Raw genomic sequence first — 25,494 nt, 5'->3', positions numbered from 1 at the left:
GGCGAGCTGCTAGTGTCCTCTTCGTTCCCGCAAGAGCCGTTGACACGGAGCGAGCGGGGAGGTAGATTCAAACAGTTGCCTGTAGATGGGTTCATCCCGGAGGGCGACCTTGAGAAACTATCTGCTTCCTCCCGAATCACAGAATTCGACGGAGCACTCTCCCGATTAATCGGAAAAGAACGGCCGGTCAGACCAGCCCGGAACTTCTGATAAAGTCGGAACCGCCGGAAAGGGAAACGCGAAAGCGAGAACCTGGAAAGCACCGAGGAAATCGGATCGGAAAGATCTGATAGAGTCGGAAACGCAAGACCGAAGGGAAGCGCCCGAAGGAAAGCCTGAGAGAGTCTCTCGGGTGAGTACAAAGGAAGCGTCCGTTCCTTGAGAACTCAACAGCGTGCCAAAAGTCAACGCCAGATATGTTGATACCCCGACCTGATCGGATCTCTGATCGGGTTGAGGTTCCTTTGAAAAAATACAGCGAGGACGCTGTGAACGGTCGGATTATTCCTCCGACTGTTCCGCTCCCGTGATGTAAAGCATTCACGGAGAGTTTGATCCTGGCTCAGGACGAACGCTGGCGGCGTGCTTAACACATGCAAGTCGAACGATGAACCACTTCGGTGGGGGATTAGTGGCGAACGGGTGAGTAACACGTGGGCAATCTGCCCTGCACTCTGGGACAAGCCCTGGAAACGGGGTCTAATACCGGATACTGATCCGCTTGGGCATCCAGGCGGTTCGAAAGCTCCGGCGGTGCAGGATGAGCCCGCGGCCTATCAGCTTGTTGGTGAGGTAGTGGCTCACCAAGGCGACGACGGGTAGCCGGCCTGAGAGGGCGACCGGCCACACTGGGACTGAGACACGGCCCAGACTCCTACGGGAGGCAGCAGTGGGGAATATTGCACAATGGGCGAAAGCCTGATGCAGCGACGCCGCGTGAGGGATGACGGCCTTCGGGTTGTAAACCTCTTTCAGCAGGGAAGAAGCGAAAGTGACGGTACCTGCAGAAGAAGCGCCGGCTAACTACGTGCCAGCAGCCGCGGTAATACGTAGGGCGCAAGCGTTGTCCGGAATTATTGGGCGTAAAGAGCTCGTAGGCGGCTTGTCACGTCGGTTGTGAAAGCCCGGGGCTTAACCCCGGGTCTGCAGTCGATACGGGCAGGCTAGAGTTCGGTAGGGGAGATCGGAATTCCTGGTGTAGCGGTGAAATGCGCAGATATCAGGAGGAACACCGGTGGCGAAGGCGGATCTCTGGGCCGATACTGACGCTGAGGAGCGAAAGCGTGGGGAGCGAACAGGATTAGATACCCTGGTAGTCCACGCCGTAAACGGTGGGCACTAGGTGTGGGCAACATTCCACGTTGTCCGTGCCGCAGCTAACGCATTAAGTGCCCCGCCTGGGGAGTACGGCCGCAAGGCTAAAACTCAAAGGAATTGACGGGGGCCCGCACAAGCGGCGGAGCATGTGGCTTAATTCGACGCAACGCGAAGAACCTTACCAAGGCTTGACATACACCGGAAAGCATTAGAGATAGTGCCCCCCTTGTGGTCGGTGTACAGGTGGTGCATGGCTGTCGTCAGCTCGTGTCGTGAGATGTTGGGTTAAGTCCCGCAACGAGCGCAACCCTTGTCCCGTGTTGCCAGCAAGCCCTTCGGGGTGTTGGGGACTCACGGGAGACCGCCGGGGTCAACTCGGAGGAAGGTGGGGACGACGTCAAGTCATCATGCCCCTTATGTCTTGGGCTGCACACGTGCTACAATGGCCGGTACAATGAGCTGCGATACCGCGAGGTGGAGCGAATCTCAAAAAGCCGGTCTCAGTTCGGATTGGGGTCTGCAACTCGACCCCATGAAGTCGGAGTCGCTAGTAATCGCAGATCAGCATTGCTGCGGTGAATACGTTCCCGGGCCTTGTACACACCGCCCGTCACGTCACGAAAGTCGGTAACACCCGAAGCCGGTGGCCCAACCCCTTGTGGGAGGGAGCTGTCGAAGGTGGGACTGGCGATTGGGACGAAGTCGTAACAAGGTAGCCGTACCGGAAGGTGCGGCTGGATCACCTCCTTTCTAAGGAGCACTTCTAAGCCAGGCTTGCCTGGTTCAGAGGCCAGTACATCAGCGAATGTCTGATGCTGGTTGCTCATGGGTGGAACGTTGACTACTCGGCACGATCGGCTTGATGGATCACTAGTACTGCTTCGGCGTGGAACGTGAGTCCTGAGAGTGGTTCGTGTCGGGCACGCTGTTGGGTATCTGAGGGTACGGCCGTTGGCCTGCTTTCAGTGCCGGCCCCAGTGCACTCGGGATGTTGTCCCGGGGTGATGGGTGGTTGGTCGTTGTTTGAGAACTGCACAGTGGACGCGAGCATCTGTGGCCAAGTTTTTAAGGGCGCACGGTGGATGCCTTGGCACCAGGAACCGATGAAGGACGTGGGAGGCCACGATAGTCCCCGGGGAGCCGTCAACCAGGCTTTGATCCGGGGGTTTCCGAATGGGGAAACCCGGCAGTCGTCATGGGCTGTCACCCGCTGCTGAACACATAGGCAGTGTGGAGGGAACGCGGGGAAGTGAAACATCTCAGTACCCGCAGGAAGAGAAAACAACCGTGATTCCGGGAGTAGTGGCGAGCGAAACCGGATGAGGCCAAACCGTATACGTGTGAGACCCGGCAGGGGTTGCGTGTGCGGGGTTGTGGGATCTCTCTTTCACAGTCTGCCGGCTGTGAGGCGAGTCAGAAACCGTTGATGTAGGCGAAGGACATGCGAAAGGTCCGGCGTAGAGGGTAAGACCCCCGTAGTCGAAACATCAGCGGCTCGTTTGAGAGACACCCAAGTAGCACGGGGCCCGAGAAATCCCGTGTGAATCTGGCGGGACCACCCGCTAAGCCTAAATATTCCCTGGTGACCGATAGCGGATAGTACCGTGAGGGAATGGTGAAAAGTACCGCGGGAGCGGAGTGAAATAGTACCTGAAACCGTGTGCCTACAAGCCGTGGGAGCGTCGGACATCAAGCTTGCTTGGTGTCTCGTGACTGCGTGCCTTTTGAAGAATGAGCCTGCGAGTTTGCGGTGTGTTGCGAGGTTAACCCGAGTGGGGAAGCCGTAGCGAAAGCGAGTCCGAATAGGGCGTTTCAGTAGCACGCTCAAGACCCGAAGCGGAGTGATCTAGCCATGGGCAGGTTGAAGCGGAGGTAAGACTTCGTGGAGGACCGAACCCACCAGGGTTGAAAACCTGGGGGATGACCTGTGGTTAGGGGTGAAAGGCCAATCAAACTCCGTGATAGCTGGTTCTCCCCGAAATGCATTTAGGTGCAGCGTCGTGTGTTTCTTGCCGGAGGTAGAGCACTGGATAGGCGATGGGCCCTACCGGGTTACTGACCTTAGCCAAACTCCGAATGCCGGTAAGTGAGAGCGCGGCAGTGAGACTGTGGGGGATAAGCTCCATGGTCGAGAGGGAAACAGCCCAGAGCATCGACTAAGGCCCCTAAGCGTACGCTAAGTGGGAAAGGATGTGGAGTCGCACAGACAACCAGGAGGTTGGCTTAGAAGCAGCCACCCTTGAAAGAGTGCGTAATAGCTCACTGGTCTAGTGATTCCGCGCCGACAATGTAGCGGGGCTCAAGCGTACCGCCGAAGTCGTGTCATTCATACATTAGGGCCAACGCCTGTATGGATGGGTAGGGGAGCGTCGTGTGCCGGGTGAAGCAGCCGCGGAAGCGAGTTGTGGACGGTTCACGAGTGAGAATGCAGGCATGAGTAGCGATACAAACGTGAGAAACGTTTGCGCCGATTGACTAAGGGTTCCTGGGTCAAGCTGATCTGCCCAGGGTAAGTCGGGACCTAAGGCGAGGCCGACAGGCGTAGTCGATGGATAACCGGTTGATATTCCGGTACCCGCTGTGAAGCGTCAAACATCGAGCATCGTGATGCTAAGGCCGTGAAGCCGCCCTGATCTCTTCGGAGTTGAGGGGAGTGGTGGAGCCGCCGGACCAAGCGGTTAGTAGGTGAGTGATGGGGTGACGCAGGAAGGTAGTCCATCCCGGGCGGTGGTTGTCCCGGGGTAAGGGTGTAGGCCGTGCGGTAGGTAAATCCGTCGCACACAAGGCTGAGACCTGATGCCGAGCCGATTGTGGTGAAGTGGATGATCCTATGCTGTCGAGAAAAGCCTCTAGCGAGTTTCATGGCGGCCCGTACCCTAAACCGACTCAGGTGGTCAGGTAGAGAATACCGAGGCGTTCGGGTGAACTATGGTTAAGGAACTCGGCAAAATGCCCCCGTAACTTCGGGAGAAGGGGGGCCACACCTGGTGATGATCTTTACGGTCTGAGCTGGGGGTGGCCGCAGAGACCAGCGAGAAGCGACTGTTTACTAAAAACACAGGTCCGTGCGAAGCCGTAAGGCGATGTATACGGACTGACGCCTGCCCGGTGCTGGAACGTTAAGGGGACCGGTTAGCTCCATTTCGGTGGGGCGAAGCTGAGAACTTAAGCGCCAGTAAACGGCGGTGGTAACTATAACCATCCTAAGGTAGCGAAATTCCTTGTCGGGTAAGTTCCGACCTGCACGAATGGCGTAACGACTTCTCGACTGTCTCAACCATAGGCCCGGTGAAATTGCACTACGAGTAAAGATGCTCGTTTCGCGCAGCAGGACGGAAAGACCCCGGGACCTTTACTACAGTTTGATATTGGTGTTCGGTTCGGCTTGTGTAGGATAGCTGGGAGACTTTGAAGCTCGCACGCCAGTGTGGGTGGAGTCGTCGTTGAAATACCAGTCTGGTCGTGCTGGATGTCTAACCTGGGTCCGTGATCCGGATCAGGGACAGTGTCTGATGGGTAGTTTAACTGGGGCGGTTGCCTCCTAAAGAGTAACGGAGGCGCCCAAAGGTTCCCTCAGCCTGGTTGGCAATCAGGTGTTGAGTGTAAGTGCACAAGGGAGCTTGACTGTGAGACCGACGGGTCGAGCAGGGACGAAAGTCGGGACTAGTGATCCGGCGGTGGCTTGTGGAAGCGCCGTCGCTCAACGGATAAAAGGTACCCCGGGGATAACAGGCTGATCTTCCCCAAGAGTCCATATCGACGGGATGGTTTGGCACCTCGATGTCGGCTCGTCGCATCCTGGGGCTGGAGTCGGTCCCAAGGGTTGGGCTGTTCGCCCATTAAAGCGGTACGCGAGCTGGGTTTAGAACGTCGTGAGACAGTTCGGTCCCTATCCGCTGTGCGCGTAGGAGTCTTGAGAAGGGCTGTCCCTAGTACGAGAGGACCGGGACGGACGAACCTCTGGTGTGCCAGTTGTCCTGCCAAGGGCATGGCTGGTTGGCTACGTTCGGGAGGGATAACCGCTGAAAGCATCTAAGCGGGAAGCCTGCTTCGAGATGAGGACTCCCACCCCCTTGAGGGGTTAAGGCTCCCAGTAGACGACTGGGTTGATAGGCCGGATCTGGAAGCACCGCAAGGTGTGGAGGTGACCGGTACTAATAGGCCGAGGGCTTGTCCTCATTTGCTCGCGTCCACTGTGTTGGTTCTGAAACCACGAACAACCCCATGTGCCACACATGGTGCGGTTGTCAGTTTCATAGTGTTTCGGTGGTCATAGCGTTAGGGAAACGCCCGGTTACATTCCGAACCCGGAAGCTAAGCCTTACAGCGCCGATGGTACTGCAGGGGGGACCCTGTGGGAGAGTAGGACGCCGCCGAACAATCATTGCGAGGAAACCCCGCACCGGGAACGGTGCGGGGTTTTCTGCGTTCTAGGGGAATTCCGGAGGCGTTTCGGAGATCTTTGGAAGAGCGGCGGGGCGTGGTGCCCCGCCGGTCATAGACGTCCTGCTGCCTTCAGTTCCAGATACGCGTCGGCCAGGGCGGGCGCGAGGTTGTCAGGAGTCGCGTCTACCACCGTGACGCCGTGCCGGCGGAGCTGGTCGGCGGTGCGGTCACGTTCCGACTGGGCCTGTGCGGCCGCCGCGGCCTCGTAGACCGCGTCCGTGGTGCCGCGAGCCCTGGCCATCCGGGCGATCTGCGGGTCCGCCACCGACGCCAGGAGCACCGTATGGCGCTGAGTCAGCTGAGGCAGGACGGGGAGAAGTCCCTCCTCGACCGGGGCGGCGTCGAGCGTCGTGAGCAGAACGACCAGGGAACGGCGAGGGGCCGAGCGCAGGGCCGTGGCGGTGAGGCCGCGGGCGTCGGTCTCCACGAGCTCCGCTTCCAGCGTGGCCATCGCGTTGACCAGGGACGGGAGCACGTCACCCGCCGTGCGGCCCTGGACGAGGGCGCGCACCCGGCGGTCGTACGCGAGAAGGTCGACGCGGTCGCCGGCGCGGGAGGCCAGCGCGGCCAGGAGTAGGGCGGCGTCCATGGAGGCGTCCAGCCGGGGGGCGTCACCGACACGGCCGGCGGAGGTGCGGCCGGTGTCCAGGACGAGAAGGATGTGTCGGTCCCGCTCAGGGCGCCAGGTGCGTACGGCGACGCCGGTCTGGCGGGCCGTCGCCCGCCAGTCGATGGAACGGGTGTCGTCGCCGGGGACGTACTCACGCAGGCTGTCGAACTCCGTCCCCTCGCCGCGGGTGAGCACGCTCGTGCGGCCGTCGAGTTCGCGCAGGCGGGACAGCTTCGAGGGAAGGTGCTTGCGGCTGGCGAAGGGGGGCAGGACGCGTACCGTCCAGGGGACTCGGTGGGTGCCCTGGCGGGTGAAGAGACCCAGGGGGCCGTACGAGCGGATGGTGACGCGGTCCGACCGGTGGTCGCCGCGGCGCGTCGGCCGCAGACGAGTGGTGACGCGTCGGCGTTCACCGGCGGGCACCGTCACCCGGTGCCGGGAGGCCGCCGTCTCCGCGCCGGGCAGCCAACTGCTGGGCGGCCAGGCGTCGCGGAGATGAGCCCGGAGCGGGCGGGCGGACGGGTTGGTGACCGTCAGCATGACGTCGGCGGCGTCGCCCAGACGGGTGGATGTGTCGCCGCTGCGGGACAGGCGCAGCCGCCGTACCGGGGCGGCCAGGGCGAAGTCGCAGGCGCAGGCAGCGGCCAGCGGGACGTTGACCGCGAGAATGCCCGTCAGGCTCGGTTCCCAGATGCCGATCGGGACGGAACCCAGGGCCGCGAGGAGCGCGGCGCGTCCGGTGAGGGCCATCAGCGGGGCACGGGGACGTGGGCGAGGATCGCGTTGATCACGGAGTCCGTGGTCACGCCCTCCATCTCGGCCTCCGGACGGAGCTGCACCCGGTGCCGGAGGGTGGGGAGGGCCAGGGCCTTCACGTCGTCGGGGGTGACGTAGTCGCGGCCCGTCAGCCAGGCCCACGCGCGGGCCGTCGAGAGCAGGGCCGTGGCTCCGCGCGGAGACACGCCGAGGGTGAGGGACGGCGACTCGCGGGTGGCCCGGCAGATGTCGACGACGTACCCCGTGATCTCGGGGGAGACGGTCGTCTTGGCGACCTCCGCGCGGGCGGCTTCCAGGTCGGCGGCGCTCGCCACGGGGCGTACGCCGGCGGCGCGCAGGTCGCGCGGGTTGAAGCCCGAGGCATGGCGGGTGAGGACGTCGATCTCGTCCTGCCGGGAGGGGAGGGGGACGGTGAGCTTGAGGAGGAAGCGGTCCAGCTGGGCTTCCGGCAGGGGATAGGTGCCCTCGTACTCGACCGGGTTCTGGGTCGCCGCGACCAGGAAGGGCTCGGGGAGGGGACGGGGCGTGCCGTCGACCGTGATCTGGCGTTCCTCCATGGCTTCCAGGAGGGACGACTGGGTCTTCGGCGGCGTGCGGTTGATCTCGTCGGCGAGCAGGAGGTTGGTGAACGCGGGGCCGGCCTGGAAGGAGAACTCGGCGGTGCGGGCGTCGTAGACGAGGGAGCCGGTGACGTCGCTGGGCATCAGGTCCGGGGTGAACTGGACGCGCTTGGTGTCGAGTTCGGTGGCGGCGGCGAGGGCGCGCACGAGGAGGGTCTTGGCGACTCCGGGGACGCCTTCCAGGAGCACGTGGCCGCGGCACAGGAGCGCTACGACGAGACCGGTGACGGCGGCGTCCTGGCCGACCACGGCCTTCGCGATCTCGGCGCGCAGGGCTTCCAGGGAGGCGCGGGCGTCGCCCGGGCCTCCGGTCCGCCCGGCGTTGTCAGTGGTCGGGTCCATCATGGACGGCGTACCTCTCTTTCGAGGGCGTCGAGTTGGTCGGCGAGGGCTGTGAGGGCCGCGTCGTCGCCGGGCGGCGGGCCGAAGAGGAGGGCGTGCAGGGCCTGTCCGCCGCCGTGTTCACCGGTGAGGTGGGCGGACAGGGCGGGGAGCAGGGCCTCGGGCGTGTGCGCCTGGGTGACGGGGACGCCTACGAGGGGGGCGAGGCGGGTGCGGGTGGCGGAGCGAAGAGCGGTGGCCGCGCGGTCGCGGGCGTTCGCCTTGCGGTAGAGGCGGGCGCGGCCTTCCACGGTCTCGGAGGCGCGGATCGCCACGGGGAGGTTCTCCGGCACCAGGGGGCCGAGCCGGCGTGCCCGCCACAGGGCCGCGAGGGCCGCGGCGACGAAGAGTTGCAGGGTGCCCCAGAGCCAGCCGGAGGGGAGCAGGTCGAAGAAGCTGCGTTCGTCGTCCGGGGTGGTGGCGTCGGTGAGCGAGGGGAGGTACCAGACCAGGTGGTCGCGGGAGCCGAGGAGTTGCAGGGCGAGCGAGGCGTTGCCGTGCTCGTCGAGGTGGTTGTTGTAGAGGATGTCGGGGGCGCCCAGGACGACGGTGTCACCCGGCGTGCCCTCCTGGGCTGCCTCCGCGGACGCGTCCGGGATGCGCAGCAGGGTGGCCAGGCGCCGGCTGGGGTAGCAGGCTTCGGCTTCGATGTGGTCGCTGCTGTAGCGGATGCCGCCGGTGTCTGCGGTGCCCGCGCGCCGGGCGGCCGGCAGGGCGCAGTCGGGGGCCAGTGTGGAGTCGAAGCTGAGCGCGGGATCCGCGGTGACGCCCGGGGCGAGGCGTTCGACGGCGGGACCGCCGGGGGCCACCAGGAGGGTACGGCCGCCCGAGCCCTCGGTCGCCGCGTGCAGCTGCGTCTGCTGACGTCCGGTCAGCAGGTCGGGGACGGCGACGAGGAGCGTGGTGTCCGGGCCGGCCGCGGCGCGTGCGTCGTCCAGGGTGGTCACCACGCGCGTGGACACACCCCGGTCGGCGAGGAGTTCGGCGACCGCCCGGCTGCCGAAGGGGTCGGCGGAGCGCGGGTCGAGTTCTCCGTGCCGGGCGTCGGAGCGGACGACGGCGATCGCGACGGCACCGGCGAGCAGCACGACGAGCGCGAGCGCGATGCCCCGCGTGCGGGTCCACACCTGGCGGGCGGTGGGCGAGGCCGAGGTGGTGGGGAGCGTGGCCTCGGTGGTCATCCGGCGGCTCCCCAGGAGGTGTTCGAGTCCCCGTTGCCGACCGTGCCGGCCACCGGCTGCGGCTTGCTGCGTTCCAGGTCCCGGTCGAGTTCGGTCAGGCGCCGGTACGACTGCTCGGTGCCGGGGCGGCCGCCGTACGCGACGTCGTCGAAGTCCCGGGCCGCGGCGCGCAGCCGGTCGCCGTGGGCGGGCAGGGCGCGGCCGGCCTCGGTGGCCGCCTCGTCGGCGGTGCGGCCGGGGCGGATGTCCAGCAGGGCTCGTTCCTCCAGGGCTCGGACGACGGCCCGCATGCGCTCCTGGACGGCCTGGTTCCAGTGCCGCTGGGCGGCGTGTGCCTCGGCCGCGGCACGGTGGTCGGCGGCGCTGCGAGGACGGTCGTCGAACAGGGCGGGGGCGGAGACCGGCCCGCGGCGCGGGGTGCCCAGGCGCCACCAGAGGGCACCCAGCACCGCGAGGACGGCCACGATGATGACGACCAGGCCGAGCGTCCCCCCGGGCGTCGCGGTGGACGCGGTGTTGAACAGCTCGTCGATCCAGTCCCAGAAGGCGTTCAGGGCCCGCTGGAACCAGCTGGGGTCGTTCTCGTGGTACATCCGCTTGGACAACTCGTCGCGGGCCGCCTCCCGCGCGGGGTCGCGCGGGATCGTCACCGGCGGTTCGTCACCGGCCCGCGGCAGCGACAGCACGGAGGCGTCGCCGGCGTGCGGCGACGTCCGTACGGCGGCTCGTGACAGCACCTCTGTGAGCACTCCCCCCGTCGGGCTCACCGCATCAGCTCCCCGGAGTGGTGCCGGAGGCGCCGGAACCCGGGAGGCCGGCGGCACGGGCCAGTTCGAGGTCGAGGGCCTCGCGGCGGATGCGCTGGTCGATGTAGAGCAGCACGGTGACGCCCGCCGTGATCGGGAAGGTGATCATGGAGCCGATCACCGAGCCGATGCCGCTGACGATGAGGAACGTCCAGCCGAGGTCCCCGGTGCCGTCGAGGAAGCCGCCGATGCCGTCGCTGCCGAGGGCCGCGGCGAGGAAGGCGAAGGGGATGACGATGATCGACGCGACGACGTTCGCGATGATCGTCGCGAGCAGCTGGATGCCGAAGACCCGCCACCAGGAGCCGCGGACCAGCTTCAGGGAGCGGCTCATCGCCTGCTTGATGCCCTGCTTCTCCAGCATCAGGGCGGGGGAGGCCAGCGAGAGGCGGACCATGAGCCACACCGTGACGACACCGGCCGCCAGAGCGCCCAGCACGGCCAGGGCCAGGCCCGCGTCACCGCCCCCCGCGGCGGACACGAGGAGGCCCGGGGCCATACCGACCGTGACGATGCCCGCGACGATGAGCAGCAGCAGGACGATCAGGCCGAACAGCTTCGCCACCTGGGGGCGGGCGTCCCGCCAGGCCTCACCGATCGTCACCGACCTGCCGAGCACGGCGCGACTGGTGACGGTCGTCAGCAGGGCGGTGGCCAGGACGGTGCCGATCAGGGAGATCAGGAAGACGACACCCGAGTTGATCGTGGTTTCGGTCAGGGCGTCGCCGAGTTCACCGAGGGTGGCGTCGGGGTCGTTCAGGGCCTCGGCGCTGGTGTCGTCCAGGACGAGGCCCTGGAGCAGCACGACGACGATCTCCGTGAGCACCGCGACGGTCAGCGAGATACCGAGGACCGTGCGCCAGTAGGTGCGCATGGTGGAGACGGCGCCGTCGAGGATCTCGCCGACGCCGAGCGGACGGAGCGGGATCACGCCGGGCTTGGCCGCGGGCGGGGGACCGCCCCAGCCGCCTCCCCAGCCGCCGGGTCCACCGGGAGGGCCGTAACCGCCGTAGGACCCGCCCTGGCCGCCGTAGCCGCCCGGGACGCCGGGCCCGCCGTAGCCGCCGCCGGGCCCGCCCGGGGGCGGGGCGCCCCAGCCCTGGTTCGGCGGTGGGGGCGGCGGGGTCTGGCCGGGGCCGGTCGGCGCCGACCACTGGCCGGGGGGCGGCTGCTCCTTGGACCACTTCGTGCCGGGGCCCGTCGGTTCCGCGCCCGGCTCGTCCGCCGGCCGCGCGGGCTGGTCGGGGACGCCGGGGCGGTCGGCGGGCTCGGCGGGGCCGGACGCGCCGGGCTCCCGCCCGTCGGACGGGGCGGATCCGGGCGAGGCCCAGCCCGGAGTGTCGTTCATCGTCGCTCCTTCACGGTGCCCGTCCGCGGGCGCGGCGGCAGTGTGGCAGCCATCGTGCCATGGGGTGGTCGGCTGCGGACCGGGCGCGGTATGGGCTGCGCACCTTCAATTGTCCGCCGGATAGGGGGCAGACTGACCGCATGGCTGATCAGGACGCGCGAAGCGGCGAGGACATGCGGCCGACCGAGATCCCGGCACTGCGCTGGGAGGAACCACCAGAGGGCCCGGTGCTGGTCCTGCTGGACCAGACCAGGCTGCCGGTCGAGGAGGTCGAGCTGGTCTGCACGGACCCGTCAGCGCTCGTGGAGGCGATCCGCTCGCTCGCCGTGCGCGGGGCACCGCTGCTCGGCATCGCGGGCGCCTACGGCGTCGCGCTTGCCGCCGTCCGGGGCTTCGAGGTGGAGGAGGCCGCGGCCGCGCTGGCGGGGGCCCGCCCCACCGCGGCGAACCTCGCCGTGGGGGTGGGCCGTGCGCAGGCGGCCCACCAGGAGGCGCTGACCAGGACCGGCGACACCCGGCAGGCCGCCGCGGCCGCGCTGGCCGCGGCCAGGGCCCTGCACCGGGAGGACGCCGAGGCCAGCGTCCGGATGGCCGCGCACGGGTCGGCCCTGCTGGACGAGCTGCTGCCCGCCGGCGGGCACCGGGTCCTCACGCACTGCAACAGCGGTTCACTGGTGTCGGGCGGTGAGGGGACCGCCTTCGCGGTCGCGCTCGCGGCGCACCGGGCGGGGCGGCTGAGGCGCCTGTGGGTGGACGAAACGCGTCCGTTGCTGCAAGGTGCTCGCCTGACGGCATACGAGGCGGCCCGCAACGGCATGGCGTACACCTTGCTCACCGACAACGCGGCCGGTTCGCTGTTCGCGGCGGGTGAGGTGGACGCGGTGCTCATCGGGGCGGACCGCATCGCGGCCGACGGTTCGGTGGCGAACAAGGTGGGGAGCTATCCGCTCGCCGTGCTCGCGAGGTACCACCATGTGCCCTTCATCGTGGTGGCACCGCTCACGACGGTGGATCAGGGCACGGCGGACGGGGCCGCCATCGAGATCGAACAGCGTCCGGGGTACGAAGTGACCGAGATCACAGCGCCCCAGGTGCCGGTGACGGGAGCGGGAGGCGGGATTCCGGTGGCACCCCTGGGGACCCAGGCGTACAACCCGGCGTTCGACGTGACCCCGCCCGAGTTGGTGACGGCGATCGTCACCGAGGAGGGCGTGGTTTCGCCCGTGACGGCCGACGCCCTGGCCGAGCTGTGTGCCAGGTCACGACAGGTAACGATTAGCTAATGGGATGATGTCGTTTATGAAGGGACGAGTCCTTGTCGTCGACGACGACACCGCACTGGCCGAGATGCTCGGCATTGTGCTGCGTGGTGAGGGTTTTGAGCCATCGTTCGTAGCCGACGGCGACAAGGCGCTGGCCGCCTTCCGGGAGACCAAGCCTGACCTGGTGCTGCTCGATCTGATGCTGCCCGGTCGGGACGGCATCGAGGTATGCCGCCTGATCAGGGCGGAGTCGGGTGTGCCGATCGTGATGCTGACGGCGAAGAGTGACACCGTCGATGTCGTGGTGGGTCTCGAGTCGGGTGCCGACGACTACATCGTGAAGCCGTTCAAGCCGAAGGAGCTGGTGGCCCGTATCCGGGCGCGTCTGAGGAGGTCCGAGGAGCCGGCGCCGGAGCAGCTCGCCATAGGCGACCTGGTCATCGACGTGGCCGGTCACTCCGTGAAGCGGGACGGGCAGTCGATCGCGCTGACGCCGCTGGAGTTCGACCTGCTGGTGGCGCTGGCCCGCAAGCCGTGGCAGGTGTTCACGCGCGAAGTGCTCCTCGAGCAGGTCTGGGGCTACCGGCACGCGGCCGACACCCGGCTGGTCAACGTGCACGTCCAGCGGCTGCGCTCCAAGGTCGAGAAGGACCCGGAGAAGCCGGAGATCGTGGTGACCGTCCGTGGCGTCGGTTACAAGGCGGGACCGAGCTGACATGAGCAGGGACAGTGCCGCTTCGGCGCCCGGCCGGTCCGGGGCCCGCGCCGGACGGCCTGTCGGCCACCCGCCCGCCGGTTCCCGTTGGCGCCGGCTGCTGGACGGCGGGCTGCTGCACGGCGGGGTGCAGGGCAGTCCGGTGCTCCGGCTGTTCATGCGCTGGGTCCGGCGTCCCCTGCTGCCCGTGATGCGGCTGTGGCGGCGCAACATCCAGCTCAAGGTCGTCGTGACCACGCTGCTGATGTCGCTGGGCGTGGTGCTGCTACTCGGTTTCGTGGTGATCGGGCAGGTCCGCAACGGCCTGCTGGACGCCAAGGTGAAGGCGTCCCAGAGCCAGGCCACCGGCGGTTTCGCGGTGGCCAAGCAGAAGGCCGAGGAGGCGGCGAGCGTCGGCGGCGACGACGGAGCTCCCGTGGACGGCCGTTCCCCGCAGAACGTCATCCAGTGGATGAGTGAACTGGTGAAGTCGCTGTCCAGCGGTGGCCAGGGCGCCTTCGACGTGGTCACGCTCCCCATGGGCGGGGACAGCGGCAGCGGTCGCGGGCCGCGCGCCTCCGGCCTCGTCAACTGGTCGCAGAGCGTGCCCGAGGAGCTGCGGGAGCGGATCGACGGCGACACGGCGGCGGCCCAGAGCTACACGCGGATCGCCTACGACTCCGACGACGCCTCTCAGCCCGGCCTGGTCATCGGCAAGCAGGTCAACGACCCGAACGGTGAGCCGTACCAGCTGTACTACCTCTTCCCGCTGACCCAGGAGGAGGAGTCGCTGAGCCTGGTCCGCGGGACGCTGGCGACGGCCGGGCTGTTCGTCGTGGTCCTGCTGGGGGCCATCGCGTGGCTCGTGGTGCGGCAGGTCGTCACGCCGGTGCGGATGGCGGCGAGCATCGCCGAGCGGCTGTCCGCCGGGCGGCTCCAGGAACGGATGAAGGTCACCGGCGAGGACGACATCGCGCGGCTCGGCGAGGCCTTCAACAAGATGGCGCAGAACCTCCAGTTGAAGATCAGCCAGCTCGAGGACCTCTCGCGGATGCAGCGGCGGTTCGTCTCCGACGTCTCGCACGAGTTGCGCACCCCGCTGACGACCGTGCGGATGGCCGCCGACGTCATCCACGACGCGCGCGTGGACTTCGATCCGGTGACCGCGCGGTCGGCGGAGCTGCTCGCCGACCAGCTGGACCGGTTCGAGACGCTGCTCGCGGACCTGCTGGAGATCAGCCGCTTCGACGCGGGCGCCGCGGCGCTGGAGGCGGAGCCGATAGACCTCAGGGAGGTCGTACGGCGGGTCGTCAGCGGCGCCGAGCCGCTTGCCGAGCGCAAGGGCACGCGGATACGCGTCGTCGGCGACCAGCAGCCCGTGGTGGCCGAGGCGGACGCCCGGCGCGTGGAGCGGGTGCTGCGCAACCTCGTCGTCAACGCCGTCGAGCACGGCGAGGGGCGGGACGTCGACGTCAAGCTCGCCGCCGCGGGCGGCGCGGTCGCCGTCGCGGTGCGCGACTACGGGGTCGGGCTCAAGCCCGGCGAGGCCACCCGGGTCTTCAGCCGCTTCTGGCGGGCCGACCCGGCACGCGCGCGTACCACCGGCGGTACGGGACTGGGGCTGTCCATCGCCCTGGAGGACGCGCGGCTGCACGGCGGCTGGCTGCAGGCCTGGGGCGAGCCGGGCGGCGGCTCGCAGTTCCGGCTGACGCTGCCCAGGACCGCGGACGAGCCGTTGCGGGGCTCACCGATACCGCTGGAGCCGGCGGACTCACGCCGCAACCGCGGGCTGCACGACGCCGGTGTCGACGACGCCGGCGCCCGTGACGCCGGTCCGCCGCGCGGCGGCGACCGGGCGGCCGGCGTCCCGGCGCAGGCGACGGGTGGACAGGACGCGGTGTCCGCGCGGGGCCCGATACCCCCGCGAACGGCCACGGCGGCCCCCACGGCCGATCCGACGGCGATGCCCGGCAACGGCGCGCGCGTGGTGCCGCGGCCCGTGTCGGGCGCCCGGAGGCAGGACGCCGGGCCCGCGCACGAGGCGGCGAACCGGCCGGACGCCGGGCCGGAGGAAACGAGCAGGCAAGGGGAGGCATCTCGTGGGCGCTGACCGCGGGGGGAGCGGTCGGCGGTTGCCGGCCCGCTCGGTGGCGTACGCCGTCTGCGGCGTCGTACTGCTGGCGGGGTGTGCGTCCATGCCCGACAGCGGGGACCTGCGCGGGGTGGACTCCACGCCGCGCCAGGACCCGCAGGTGCGGGTCTTCGCGATGCCGCCGCGGGACGGCGACTCGCCCACGGAGATCGTGCAGGGCTTCCTGGAGGCGCTCACCAGCAACGAACCGCACTACGAGACGGCGCGCCAGTACCTGACGGGCGAGGCCGCGAAGACCTGGGAGCCGGAGCGGTCCACGACGGTGCTCGCGGGCGGGCCGGGAACCGAGTCGGACCACTCCGGGAGCCGTGAGGAGGCCAACGACTACTCGGTCACGCTGACCGGCGCCCGGGTCGCCACGGTGGACGCCCAGCAGTCGTACGCGCCGACGGACGGCCAGTACCGCGAACCGGTCCACCTCACCCGGGACGGCAAGAGCGGGCAGTGGCGCATCGACTCCGTGCCGCAGGGCGTCATCATGGGCAAGTCGGACTTCCAGCGCACCTACATGTCCGTCAACAAGTACTACTTCGCCTCGAACACGGCTCCCACGACCCAGGCCGGTACGCGTGCGCAGCCGGCCGCCGTCGCCGATCCGGTGTACGTGCGCCGGCTCGTGGACCCCATGACCCAGGTGGTGCGGTCCCTGATCAGCGGCCCGACGAGCCTGCTCGGGCCTGTGGTGCGCTCCAGCTTCCCGACCGGTACGGCGCTCGCGGAGAACGTCGACTCGCTGACCCCCGACGAGCACAACAAGCTGACGGTGCGGCTGAACGACAGGGCGTCGGGGGTGGGAGCGGGCAAGTGCGACGAGATGGCGGCGCAACTCCTGTTCACCCTGCAGAACCTCACTCCGGTGGTGGACGAGGTCGAGCTGCGCTCGGGCCGTGAGCAGCTCTGCTCGCTGACCGAGGACCGCGCGGAGGCGGTCGCGACGCGCGGTTCGGCCCAGCGGCCCGACTACCTGTACTTCATCGACGACGAGGACCGCCTGGTCCGTATCGCCGCCGGCAGCAACGGGACCCGGGCGGAACGCGTCCCCGGCGCGCTGGGCGAGGGCGCGGCGGCCCTGCGGTCGGTGGCGGTGTCGCGGGACGAGCACAGCGCGGCCGGGATCGGCCTCGACAACAAGTCGCTGTACGTCGGATCGCTGGTGTCGGGGGGTTCGCTGGGCGACCCGGTGCTGGTCAGCAAGGGCAAGTCGGAGACGGACCGGCTGACGCCGCCCAGCTGGGACGCGCAGGGGGATCTGTGGATCGCCGACCGCGACCCGGCCGACCCCCGGTTGCTGCTGCTGGAGAAGGGCGCGGGCGCGCCGGTGGAGGTGCGGACGCCGGGGCTGGACGGGCGGGTCCAGTCGGTACGCGTGGCGGCCGACGGCGTGCGGATCGCGCTGATCGTGGAGAAGGACGACGAGCGCTCGCTGCTCATCGGTCGGATCGAGCGGGACGGGAAGGCCGGCGGTCCGCCCGCGGTCACCGTCCTCGAACTGCGCTCCGCCACCCCCGAGCTGGAAGAGGTCACGGCCATGTCCTGGGCCGGGGACAGCCGGCTCGTGGTGGTCGGGCGTGAGCGCGGGGGCGTTCAGCAGATCGGATACGTGCAGGTGGACGGTTCCACGCCGGAGGCGTCGGTGCCCGCCGCCCTGACCGGCGTGAAGGAGATCGCCGCGACGGAGGACGAGCAGCTGCCGCTGGTGGCGTACTCGGAGGACCTGATCGTCCGGCTGCCGTCCGGACTGCAGTGGCAGAAGGTGACGGAAGGGACGGCGCCGGTCTATCCCGGGTGAGGCCCCGGACGTCGCGGTGCGGGTGCGCACCCGTGTGAGCGGGGCGCGGAGGCCGGAGCGCGGAGTTGTCCACAGGAGGCTCTCCGGCGTTTTCCACAGGCCTGGTCGAGCCGTGCGGGCGTTGGCACAGTGGTGGCCGTGCGGGAATGGTGGCGGGACCTCAAGGACCTGGTGCTGCCGGCCGAGTGCGGCGGCTGCGGCAGCGCTCGGGCCGTGCTGTGCGCGGGGTGCCGTGCGGCCCTGAGCGGTTCCGCGCCGAGCCGGGTGCGGCCGGTGCCGGAGCCGCCCGGGCTGCCGGTCGTGCATGCCGCGGCGCGGTACGCGGACGCGGTGCGGGCCGCGCTGCTGGCCCACAAGGAACGGGGCGCGCTGGCTCTCACGGCACCGCTCGGCGCGGCGCTGGCGGGGGCCGTGCGGGCAGGGCTGCGGGAGGTGCGCGGGGACGCCGGTGGGGCGGCGACGGCCTCGGCCGGGCGGGGGCCGGTGCTGCTGGTGCCCGTGCCGTCCGCGCGCCGGGCGGTGCGGCGGCGCGGGCACGACCCGGCGCGGCGGATCGCCCTCACGGCCGCCGGGGAGCTGCGGCGGGACGGGACGTCCGCCCGGGTGGTGCCCGTACTGCGCCAGCGGCGTGCCGTGGCCGACCAGTCGGGGCTCGACGCCCGGCGGCGGCTGGACAACCTCGCCGGCGCGCTGGCGGTCGTCCCCGGCGGGGACCGGTTGCTGAGCGCCGGTGGGCCCGTCGTCCTGGTCGACGACCTCATGACGACGGGGGCGTCGCTGGCGGAGGCGGCGCGCGCCGTACGTGCGGCGACGGCCCGGGCGGATACGGGGGAGACGCTCGCCGGAGTGATGGCCGTGTCCGAGCGCCGTGCGGGGCCGGGGACGCACGTGAGCGCGAGATCGGCCGTGTATCCGTCGGCGCCAGGGGAAGGCAGAGAGGAACGGAAGACCGGGCCCCGAATGGCGGGTCCGAACGGAGGCGATGGCGTGATCCGTCGAGAGATCTGCGCGGCAGTGGTCGCGGCGTCACCAGATGCCTTCGAAATAAACCGGAACTGACTGGAAACTTGAGTCGTTGCAGGTAATGGGAGGGCTAATTCACCGGAACGGAGGTACGCCGCAGTAGAGGGTGACGACTTCCGTCCGGGCGAGATATGTTCGGTTGTGAGGCAAAGCCGCAGGCCACACCTCCCGAATCCGAATGCCGTGCTGCGGGTTCTCGCGTCATCACCCGCACCGGTGGAGTGGAGATACCGCCCGCGGGGGAGGAGGTGGAAGTCACCGAGTCCGAGGTTCCGGGACGGACCGGAATCTGGTGCGAAAGGGAGATGCTCCGCCGTCGAAGCGGAGTGATCCGGGAACGGAGTTCTGCGTGGACATCGTCGTCAAGGGCCGCAAGACCGAGGTGCCCGAGCGGTTCCGGAAGCACGTGGCCGAGAAGCTGAAGCTGGAGAAGATCCAGAAGCTCGATGGCAAGGTGATCAGCCTCGACGTCGAGGTGTCCAAGGAGCCGAACCCCCGGCAGGCCGACCGCTGTGACCGAGTGGAGATCACACTCCGCTCCCGCGGTCCGGTGATCCGGGCGGAGGCAGCGGCGAGCGACCCGTACGCGGCGCTCGACCTGGCGGCGGAGAAGCTCGACGCCCGGCTGCGCAAGCAGCACGACAAGCGCTTCTCGCGTCGCGGAGCGCGCCGGATCCCGGCGGCCGAGGTCGCCGACCACGTCCCCGGCGCGGCGACCCTGAACGGGAACGGCGAGATCGTCCCGGAGGAGAAGCAGGACGGCGTCCCCACCAAGAAGATCGGCTCGCTCGAGGTGCAGGGCGACGGCCCGCTCGTCGTTCGCGAGAAGACCCATGTGGCCGCGCCGATGACCCTCGACCAGGCGCTCTACGAGATGGAGCTGGTCGGGCACGACTTCTACCTGTTCGTCGACTCCGAGACCAAGGAACCCAGCGTCGTCTACCGGCGGCACGCCTACGACTACGGCGTGATCCACCTCACCACGGACACGATGGTCACCCAGTCGCACGCTCCCGAGGCGGGAGACGCGCTTGGCGGCTGACGACGCCGGATGACAACAGGTGCCCCTGGAGCGCGTGTGCGCCCCCAGGGGCACCGGTGTGCGACGGTGCGCGAGGGTTGCGACCCCCCTTCGTGTCGCCGCTCGTCACCCCGGTGTCGGCCGGGCATGGAATCATGGCGGCAACGGCCCAACCGGTGGGTCGTTGCTCTGGGTTGGCGATGGCTCAGGACCTCGGGCCACAGCCTTCAGGGGGAGGAACGATGGCGGAGACTTTCGGACCGATGCGGGGCGAGGGCGTCGACGGGATCGACGACGGCGCCGACGGCATGGGCCCGGACGCGGGCCCCGCGCGCGAGGAGCCGATCAGGGTCCTGGTCGTGGACGACCACGCCCTGTTCCGCCGCGGCCTGGAGATCGTGCTCGCGGCCGAGGAGGACATCCAGGTCGTCGGGGAGGCCGGGGACGGCGCCGAGGCCGTGGAGAAGGCCGCCGACCTGCTGCCGGACATCGTCCTGATGGACGTGCGGATGCCGAAGCGGGGCGGGATCGAGGCCTGCACCTCCATCAAGGAGGTGGCCCCCAGCGCGAAGATCATCATGCTGACGATCAGCGACGAGGAGGCCGACCTCTACGACGCGATCAAGGCGGGCGCGACCGGTTATCTCCTCAAGGAGATCTCGACGGACGAGGTGGCCACCGCGATTCGCGCGGTGGCCGACGGGCAGTCGCAGATCAGCCCCTCCATGGCGTCGAAACTGCTCACCGAGTTCAAGTCGATGATCCAGCGGACCGACGAACGCCGGCTGGTGCCCGCGCCGCGGCTCACGGATCGCGAGCTGGAGGTCCTCAAGCTCGTCGCCACGGGAATGAACAACCGGGACATCGCCAAGGAACTGTTCATTTCCGAGAACACCGTGAAGAACCACGTGCGCAACATCCTGGAGAAGCTGCAGCTGCACTCCAGGATGGAGGCCGTGGTGTACGCGATGCGGGAGAAGATTCTCGAGATCCGGTGACCGGTCAGGCGAGCAGGCGGGCCAGCTCCCCGGCGAGGGGCTCGCGCAGGTCCGGCGCGTCGACCCGCTCCACGCGCACGTCCGTGCAGTCCACCCAGCCCGCCGCCTCGACCAGGGCCTGGGCCACCGCCGGGACCGCCTTGGGGCCGTCCAGCGTGACCTGCCTGGCGACCAGGGTGCGCCCCTCGCGGGCCGGGTCCACGCGGCCGACGAGCCGCCCGCCCGCCAGGACGGGCATCGCGAAGTAACCGTGCACCCGCTTCTGCTTGGGGACGTAGGCCTCCAGACGGTGGGTGAAGCCGAAGATCCGCTCCGTGCGCGCACGCTCCCAGATCAGGGAGTCGAAGGGCGAGAGCAGCGTCGTGCGGTGCCGGCCGCGCGGGGGCGTCCCGAGGGCCACGGGATCCGCCCAGGCCGGCTTGGCCCAGCCCTCCACCGTGACCGGGACCAGGCCCGAGTCGGCGATCACGGCGTCGACCTGCTCGGCCTTGAGACGGTGGTAGTCCGCGATGTCCGCGCGCGTGCCGACGCCCAGGGACTGGCCGGCCAGCCGGACCAGGCGGCGCAGGCATTCCGTGTCGTCGAGGTCGTCGTGCAGCAGTGCGGCCGGGACGGCACGCTCTGCCAGGTCGTACACCCGTTTCCAGCCGCGGCGCTCGACGCACACGACCTCGCCGTACATGAGCGCGCGCTCCACGGCCACCTTCGTCCCCGACCAGTCCCACCACTCGCTGGTCCTCTTCGCGCCGCCCAGGTCCGTCGCGGTGAGGGGGCCCTCGGCGCGGAGCTGCTTGACGACCTGGTCGTAGACACCGTCGGGGAGGTGGTGGTTCCAGTGCGGGCGGTTGCGGTAGGCGCGGCGGCGGAAGGCGAAGTGGGGCCACTCCTCGATGGGGAGGATGCAGGCGGCGTGGGACCAGTACTCGAAGGCGTGCGTGTCCGTCCAGTAGGCCGTCTCGACCGTCCTGCGGCCCACCGCGCCGAGGCGGGCGTACGGGATGAGCTCGTGGGAGCGGGCGAGGACCGAGATGGTGTCGAGCTGCACCGCGCCCAGCTGACGCAGGACACCGCGGACGCCTCCGCGCCGGTCGGGGGCGCCGAGGAAGCCCTGTGCGCGGAGGGCGAGGCGGCGGGCCTCGTCTGCGGACAGGTCCGTGGCGGGGGGCGGGAGGGTCGTCATACGTCCGCACGATAGGGGGTGGGTCTGACAGTGGGGCGGGCGCTGCGCGGCCGGGGCGGCGGGGAGCCCCTCCGGTCGCCTCCCTGGCCGTTCGGACACCGGGGCGCGACCGGGCCGCGCGGGGGCTACGGCGCCGGCAGGTACGGGGCCGTCGACGGGAGGGCGAGGTCCGAGGGGAGGAGCGAGCCGACCCAGCAGTCGCGGCGTACGCCGTTGTTGCTGATCGCGGAGCGCAGCGTTCCCTCCAGGGTGAAGCCCGCGCGCAGGGCCACCGCGCGGGAGGCCGTGTTGCCGACCTCGGCGCGCCACTCCAGGCGGTCGATCGCGCGGTCGGTGAAGGCCCAGCGGGAGGCGGCGACGGTGGCCTCGGTGACGTAGCCGCGGCCGCGGTGCTCCCTGGTGCCCCAGAAGCCGATCTCCCCGACTCCGGGGGAGAGGGCCGTGACGCCGAGCATGCCCGCCAGGTCACCGGTGGGGAGGAAGAGGCCGAAGGTGAACAGGGAGCCGTTCGCCCAGCCGGCGGGCACCATCTGCTCCGTGAAGCCCCGCGCGTGCTCCGGGAGATAGGGCGAGGGGATCGTGGTCCACCGCTGGATGTCGGGATCCTGGCAGGCGGCGTACACGGCCTCGGTGTCCTGGCGGCCGACCGTCCGCAGCACGAGGCGGTCGGTGGCGAGTGTGAGGGGTTCCATCGGCCGATTCTGCGCGGCGCCCGCGGCGGACGCCATCCTTGTGCCCTGCGTGAACGGGCGGTCACCTTCCGCGTGATTCCACGCGGGCGCGGCACCATCCGCGGGGCCCGGACGTTGAACCGGGTGACAGCAGACCGGAAGCTGGATGAAGGAGCACACGGTCCCCGTTACAGCAGGCTCCCGGGGCGGCGGGGTCCTCGCATACGATGGCCGTTGCTCAGTACGTCACAGGAAAACGACCGTCCCAGGCCCGACCGGCAAGGAGACCAACCCCCGTGTCCGTCCTCTCGAAGATCATGCGTGCAGGCGAAGGCAAGATCCTGCGCAAGCTGCACCGCATCGCGGACCAGGTCAACTCCATCGAAGAGGACTTCGTCGACCTCTCCGACGCCGAGCTGCGGGCGCTCACCGATGAGTACAAGCAGCGCTACGCCGATGGTGAGAGCCTGGACGACCTGCTTCCCGAAGCCTTCGCCACCGTCCGGGAGGCCGCCAAGCGCGTCCTGGGCCAGCGGCACTACGACGTGCAGATGATGGGCGGCGCCGCCCTGCACATGGGCTACGTGGCCGAGATGAAGACCGGTGAGGGCAAGACCCTGGTCGGCACGCTGCCCGCCTATCTCAACGCCCTGTCCGGCGAGGGCGTCCACATCGTCACGGTCAACGACTACCTGGCCGAGCGCGACTCCGAGATGATGGGCCGCGTCCACAAGTTCCTCGGCCTGAGCGTCGGCTGCATCCTCGCCAACCAGACGCCGGCCCAGCGCCGCGAGATGTACGGCTGCGACATCACCTACGGCACGAACAACGAGTTCGGCTTCGACTACCTGCGCGACAACATGGCGTGGTCCAAGGACGAACTCGTCCAGCGCGGCCACAACTTCGCCATCGTCGACGAGGTCGACTCCATCCTCGTCGACGAGGCCCGTACGCCGCTGATCATCTCCGGCCCGGCCGACCAGGCCACCAAGTGGTACGGCGACTTCGCCAAGCTGGTCACGCGCCTGAAGAAGGGCGAGGCCGGCAACACCCTCAAGGGCATCGAGGAGACCGGCGACTACGAGGTCGACGAGAAGAAGCGCACCGTCGCCATCCACGAGTCGGGTGTCGCCAAGGTCGAGGACTGGCTGGGCATCGACAACCTCTACGAGTCGGTGAACACCCCGCTGGTCGGCTACCTGAACAACGCCATCAAGGCCAAGGAACTCTTCAAGAAGGACAAGGACTACGTCGTCATCGACGGCGAAGTCATGATCGTCGACGAGCACACCGGCCGCATCCTCGCCGGCCGCCGCTACAACGAGGGCATGCACCAGGCGATCGAGGCGAAGGAAGGGGTGGACATCAAGGACGAGAACCAGACGCTCGCCACGATCACGCTCCAGAACTTCTTCCGCCTCTACAAGCGCCACGACCATGCCGGCAAGGAACTGCCCGGTCTGTCCGGCATGACCGGTACGGCGATGACCGAGGCCGCCGAGTTCCACCAGATCTACAAGCTCGGCGTGGTGCCCATCCCCACCAACCGGCCGATGGTCCGCAAGGACCAGTCGGACCTGATCTACCGCACCGAGGTCGCGAAGTTCGAGGCGGTCGTCGACGACATCGAGGAGAAGCACCGCAAGGGTCAGCCGATCCTCGTCGGCACCACCTCGGTCGAGAAGTCCGAGTACCTCTCGCAGCAGCTCAGCAAGCGTGGCGTCCAGCACGAGGTGCTCAACGCCAAGCAGCACGACCGGGAGGCGACGATCGTCGCCCAGGCGGGCCGCAAGGGCTCCGTGACGGTGGCGACCAACATGGCCGGCCGTGGCACGGACATCAAGCTCGGTGGCAACCCCGAGGACCTCGCGGAGGCGGAGCTGCGCCAGCGCGGCCTCGACCCCGAGGAGCACATCGAGGAGTGGGCCGCGGCCCTGCCCGCCGCGCTGGAGCGGGCCGAGCAGGCGGTCAAGGCGGAGTTCGAAGAGGTCAAGGAACTCGGCGGTCTCTACGTGCTGGGCACCGAGCGGCACGAGTCGCGTCGTATCGACAACCAGCTGCGCGGTCGTTCCGGCCGTCAGGGCGACCCCGGCGAGTCCCGCTTCTACCTCTCCCTCGGCGACGACCTCATGCGGCTGTTCAAGGCCCAGATGGTCGAGCGCGTGATGTCGATGGCGAACGTCCCGGACGACGTGCCCATCGAGAACAAGATGGTCACGCGCGCGATCGCCTCCGCCCAGTCGCAGGTCGAGACGCAGAACTTCGAGACCCGCAAGAACGTCCTGAAGTACGACGAGGTCCTCAACCGGCAGCGCGAGGTCATCTACGGCGAGCGGCGCCGCGTTCTGGAGGGCGAGGACCTGCAGGAGCAGATCCAGCACTTCATGGGCGACACGATCGACGCGTACGTGCAGGCCGAGACCGCCGAGGGCTTCCCGGAGGACTGGGACCTCGACCGGCTCTGGGGCGCCTTCAAGCAGCTCTACCCGGTGAAGGTCACCGTCGAGGAGCTGGAGGAGGCGGCCGGCGACCGCGCCGGTCTGACCGCCGACTACATCGCGGAGTCCATCAAGGACGACATCCAGGAGCAGTACGAGGCGCGTGAGGCGCAGCTCGGCTCCGAGATCATGCGCGAGCTGGAGCGCCGGGTCGTGCTCTCGGTCCTGGACCGCAAGTGGCGCGAGCACCTCTACGAGATGGACTACCTCCAGGAGGGCATCGGCCTGCGCGCGATGGCGCAGAAGGACCCGCTGGTCGAGTACCAGCGCGAGGGCTTCGACATGTTCCAGGCCATGATGGAGGGCATCAAGGAGGAGTCCGTCGGCTACCTGTTCAACCTGGAGGTCCAGGTCGAGCAGCAGGTCGAGGAGGTCCCGGTCGAGGACACGGCGCCGTCGCTGGAGAAGGGCGCGCAGGACGCGGTCCCGGCCCAGACGGGCGCCCGTCCGGAGATCCGTGCCAAGGGACTCGACGCCCCGCAGCGCCGGGGGCTGCACTTCTCCGCGCCGACCGTGGACGGTGAGGGCGGTGTCGTCGAGGGTGACTTCACCACCGACGGCGAGCCGCAGCCCCAGTCCGACGGCCTCACCCGCGCGGAGCGCCGCAAGCAGGCCAAGGGCGGACGTCGCCGTAAGAAGTGACGGCGTGGAAGTGACCGCTTGACGTGACGGCGCGGCGCCCGCGGGTGCCGCACCGGCCGGTGGAAGGGCCGTGCACCC

Annotated in this window: 15 protein-coding genes and 3 rRNA genes; 11 read left to right on the top strand and 7 right to left on the bottom strand. The window is 68.8% G+C overall.

Annotation, left to right across the window (positions count from 1 at the left end):
- Window positions 1–539: 539 nt before the first annotated feature.
- The 3 genes from SAM23877_RS14425 (at window position 540) to rrf (ending at window position 5,696) form a co-directional block, all read left to right on the top strand.
- Window positions 540–2,067 (top strand): 16S ribosomal RNA (locus SAM23877_RS14425).
- 305 nt (window positions 2,068–2,372) lie between these two features.
- Window positions 2,373–5,495 (top strand): 23S ribosomal RNA (locus tag SAM23877_RS14420).
- A gap of 84 nt (window positions 5,496–5,579) precedes the next feature.
- Window positions 5,580–5,696: ribosomal RNA gene (gene rrf / locus SAM23877_RS14415) — 5S ribosomal RNA — on the top strand.
- The 16S, 23S and 5S rRNA genes sit together here, the layout of an rRNA operon.
- A 116-nt stretch (window positions 5,697–5,812) precedes the next feature.
- Here the strand turns inward: rrf and SAM23877_RS14410 are convergent.
- From SAM23877_RS14410 to SAM23877_RS14390, 5 genes are read right to left on the bottom strand one after another with little or no spacing between them, the layout of a single operon-like run.
- The gene (locus SAM23877_RS14410; protein WP_053132014.1) at window positions 5,813–7,123 is read right to left on the bottom strand and encodes a DUF58 domain-containing protein; all 1,311 of its coding nucleotides are present in this window, start codon (window positions 7,121–7,123) and stop codon (window positions 5,813–5,815) included.
- Window positions 7,123–8,112: an AAA family ATPase gene (locus SAM23877_RS14405; RefSeq protein WP_079030203.1), complete on the bottom strand. Its 990-nt coding sequence runs from the start codon at window positions 8,110–8,112 to the stop codon at window positions 7,123–7,125. The genes SAM23877_RS14410 and SAM23877_RS14405 overlap by 1 nt, the downstream gene beginning before the upstream one ends.
- Entirely contained in the window at window positions 8,112–9,332 is a 1,221-nt protein-coding gene (locus tag SAM23877_RS14400; protein ID WP_053132009.1) for a DUF4350 domain-containing protein, read from the bottom strand. Before SAM23877_RS14400 ends, SAM23877_RS14405 begins: the two co-directional genes overlap by 1 nt.
- Window positions 9,329–10,099: a DUF4129 domain-containing protein gene (locus tag SAM23877_RS14395; protein ID WP_162492104.1), complete on the bottom strand. Its 771-nt coding sequence runs from the start codon at window positions 10,097–10,099 to the stop codon at window positions 9,329–9,331. The genes SAM23877_RS14400 and SAM23877_RS14395 overlap by 4 nt, the downstream gene beginning before the upstream one ends.
- A 4-nt stretch (window positions 10,100–10,103) precedes the next feature.
- On the bottom strand, window positions 10,104–11,486 hold the full coding sequence (locus SAM23877_RS14390) for a DUF7847 domain-containing protein (protein WP_053132006.1): 1,383 nt from the start codon (window positions 11,484–11,486) through the stop codon (window positions 10,104–10,106).
- Between the two features lie 140 nt (window positions 11,487–11,626).
- Between SAM23877_RS14390 and mtnA the strand changes: the two genes are divergently transcribed.
- The 7 genes from mtnA to SAM23877_RS14355 all read left to right on the top strand — a co-directional run bounded on the left by mtnA (window position 11,627) and on the right by SAM23877_RS14355 (window position 20,425).
- A complete protein-coding gene (gene mtnA / locus SAM23877_RS14385; RefSeq protein ID WP_053132004.1) occupies window positions 11,627–12,769 on the top strand; it encodes an S-methyl-5-thioribose-1-phosphate isomerase in 1,143 nt (380 codons plus the stop codon).
- A gap of 4 nt (window positions 12,770–12,773) precedes the next feature.
- Window positions 12,774–13,463, top strand: coding sequence for a two-component system response regulator MtrA (gene mtrA, locus SAM23877_RS14380; protein WP_003975799.1), 690 nt, complete (start codon window positions 12,774–12,776; stop codon window positions 13,461–13,463).
- 1 nt (window position 13,464) lies between these two features.
- Window positions 13,465–15,552, top strand: a complete 2,088-nt coding sequence (gene mtrB, locus SAM23877_RS14375; protein ID WP_053132000.1) for an MtrAB system histidine kinase MtrB — start codon at window positions 13,465–13,467, stop codon at window positions 15,550–15,552.
- Window positions 15,542–17,383 (top strand): LpqB family beta-propeller domain-containing protein, encoded by a 1,842-nt coding sequence (locus tag SAM23877_RS14370; RefSeq protein WP_053131997.1) that lies wholly within the window; start codon window positions 15,542–15,544, stop codon window positions 17,381–17,383. Before mtrB ends, SAM23877_RS14370 begins: the two co-directional genes overlap by 11 nt.
- 138 nt (window positions 17,384–17,521) lie before the next feature.
- The gene (locus SAM23877_RS14365) at window positions 17,522–18,442 is read left to right on the top strand and encodes a ComF family protein (RefSeq protein WP_053142466.1); all 921 of its coding nucleotides are present in this window, start codon (window positions 17,522–17,524) and stop codon (window positions 18,440–18,442) included.
- A 313-nt stretch (window positions 18,443–18,755) separates the two neighbouring features.
- Complete coding sequence (gene hpf, locus SAM23877_RS14360; RefSeq protein WP_053131995.1) at window positions 18,756–19,448, top strand: ribosome hibernation-promoting factor, HPF/YfiA family; 693 nt, start codon at window positions 18,756–18,758, stop codon at window positions 19,446–19,448.
- Window positions 19,449–19,669: 221 nt separating this feature from the next.
- On the top strand, window positions 19,670–20,425 hold the full coding sequence (locus SAM23877_RS14355) for a response regulator (RefSeq protein ID WP_053131992.1): 756 nt from the start codon (window positions 19,670–19,672) through the stop codon (window positions 20,423–20,425).
- Window positions 20,426–20,429: 4 nt separating this feature from the next.
- On the opposite strand, the gene SAM23877_RS14350 is transcribed toward SAM23877_RS14355, so the two are convergent.
- Together SAM23877_RS14350 and SAM23877_RS14345 are read right to left on the bottom strand one after the other, a co-directional pair.
- Window positions 20,430–21,605 (bottom strand): winged helix-turn-helix domain-containing protein, encoded by a 1,176-nt coding sequence (locus SAM23877_RS14350; RefSeq protein WP_053131989.1) that lies wholly within the window; start codon window positions 21,603–21,605, stop codon window positions 20,430–20,432.
- A gap of 125 nt (window positions 21,606–21,730) precedes the next feature.
- Window positions 21,731–22,297: a GNAT family N-acetyltransferase gene (locus tag SAM23877_RS14345; RefSeq protein ID WP_053131986.1), complete on the bottom strand. Its 567-nt coding sequence runs from the start codon at window positions 22,295–22,297 to the stop codon at window positions 21,731–21,733.
- Between the two features lie 275 nt (window positions 22,298–22,572).
- On the opposite strand from SAM23877_RS14345, the gene secA reads away from it, so the two are divergent.
- Window positions 22,573–25,416: a preprotein translocase subunit SecA gene (gene secA, locus SAM23877_RS14340; protein WP_053131983.1), complete on the top strand. Its 2,844-nt coding sequence runs from the start codon at window positions 22,573–22,575 to the stop codon at window positions 25,414–25,416.
- Window positions 25,417–25,494 lie beyond the last annotated feature (78 nt).

Source organism: Streptomyces ambofaciens ATCC 23877 (assembly GCF_001267885.1).
Classification (GTDB): domain Bacteria; phylum Actinomycetota; class Actinomycetes; order Streptomycetales; family Streptomycetaceae; genus Streptomyces; species Streptomyces ambofaciens.
Note: the sequence above shows the minus strand (reverse complement) of the source record. Positions and strands in the feature narration are given on the sequence as shown.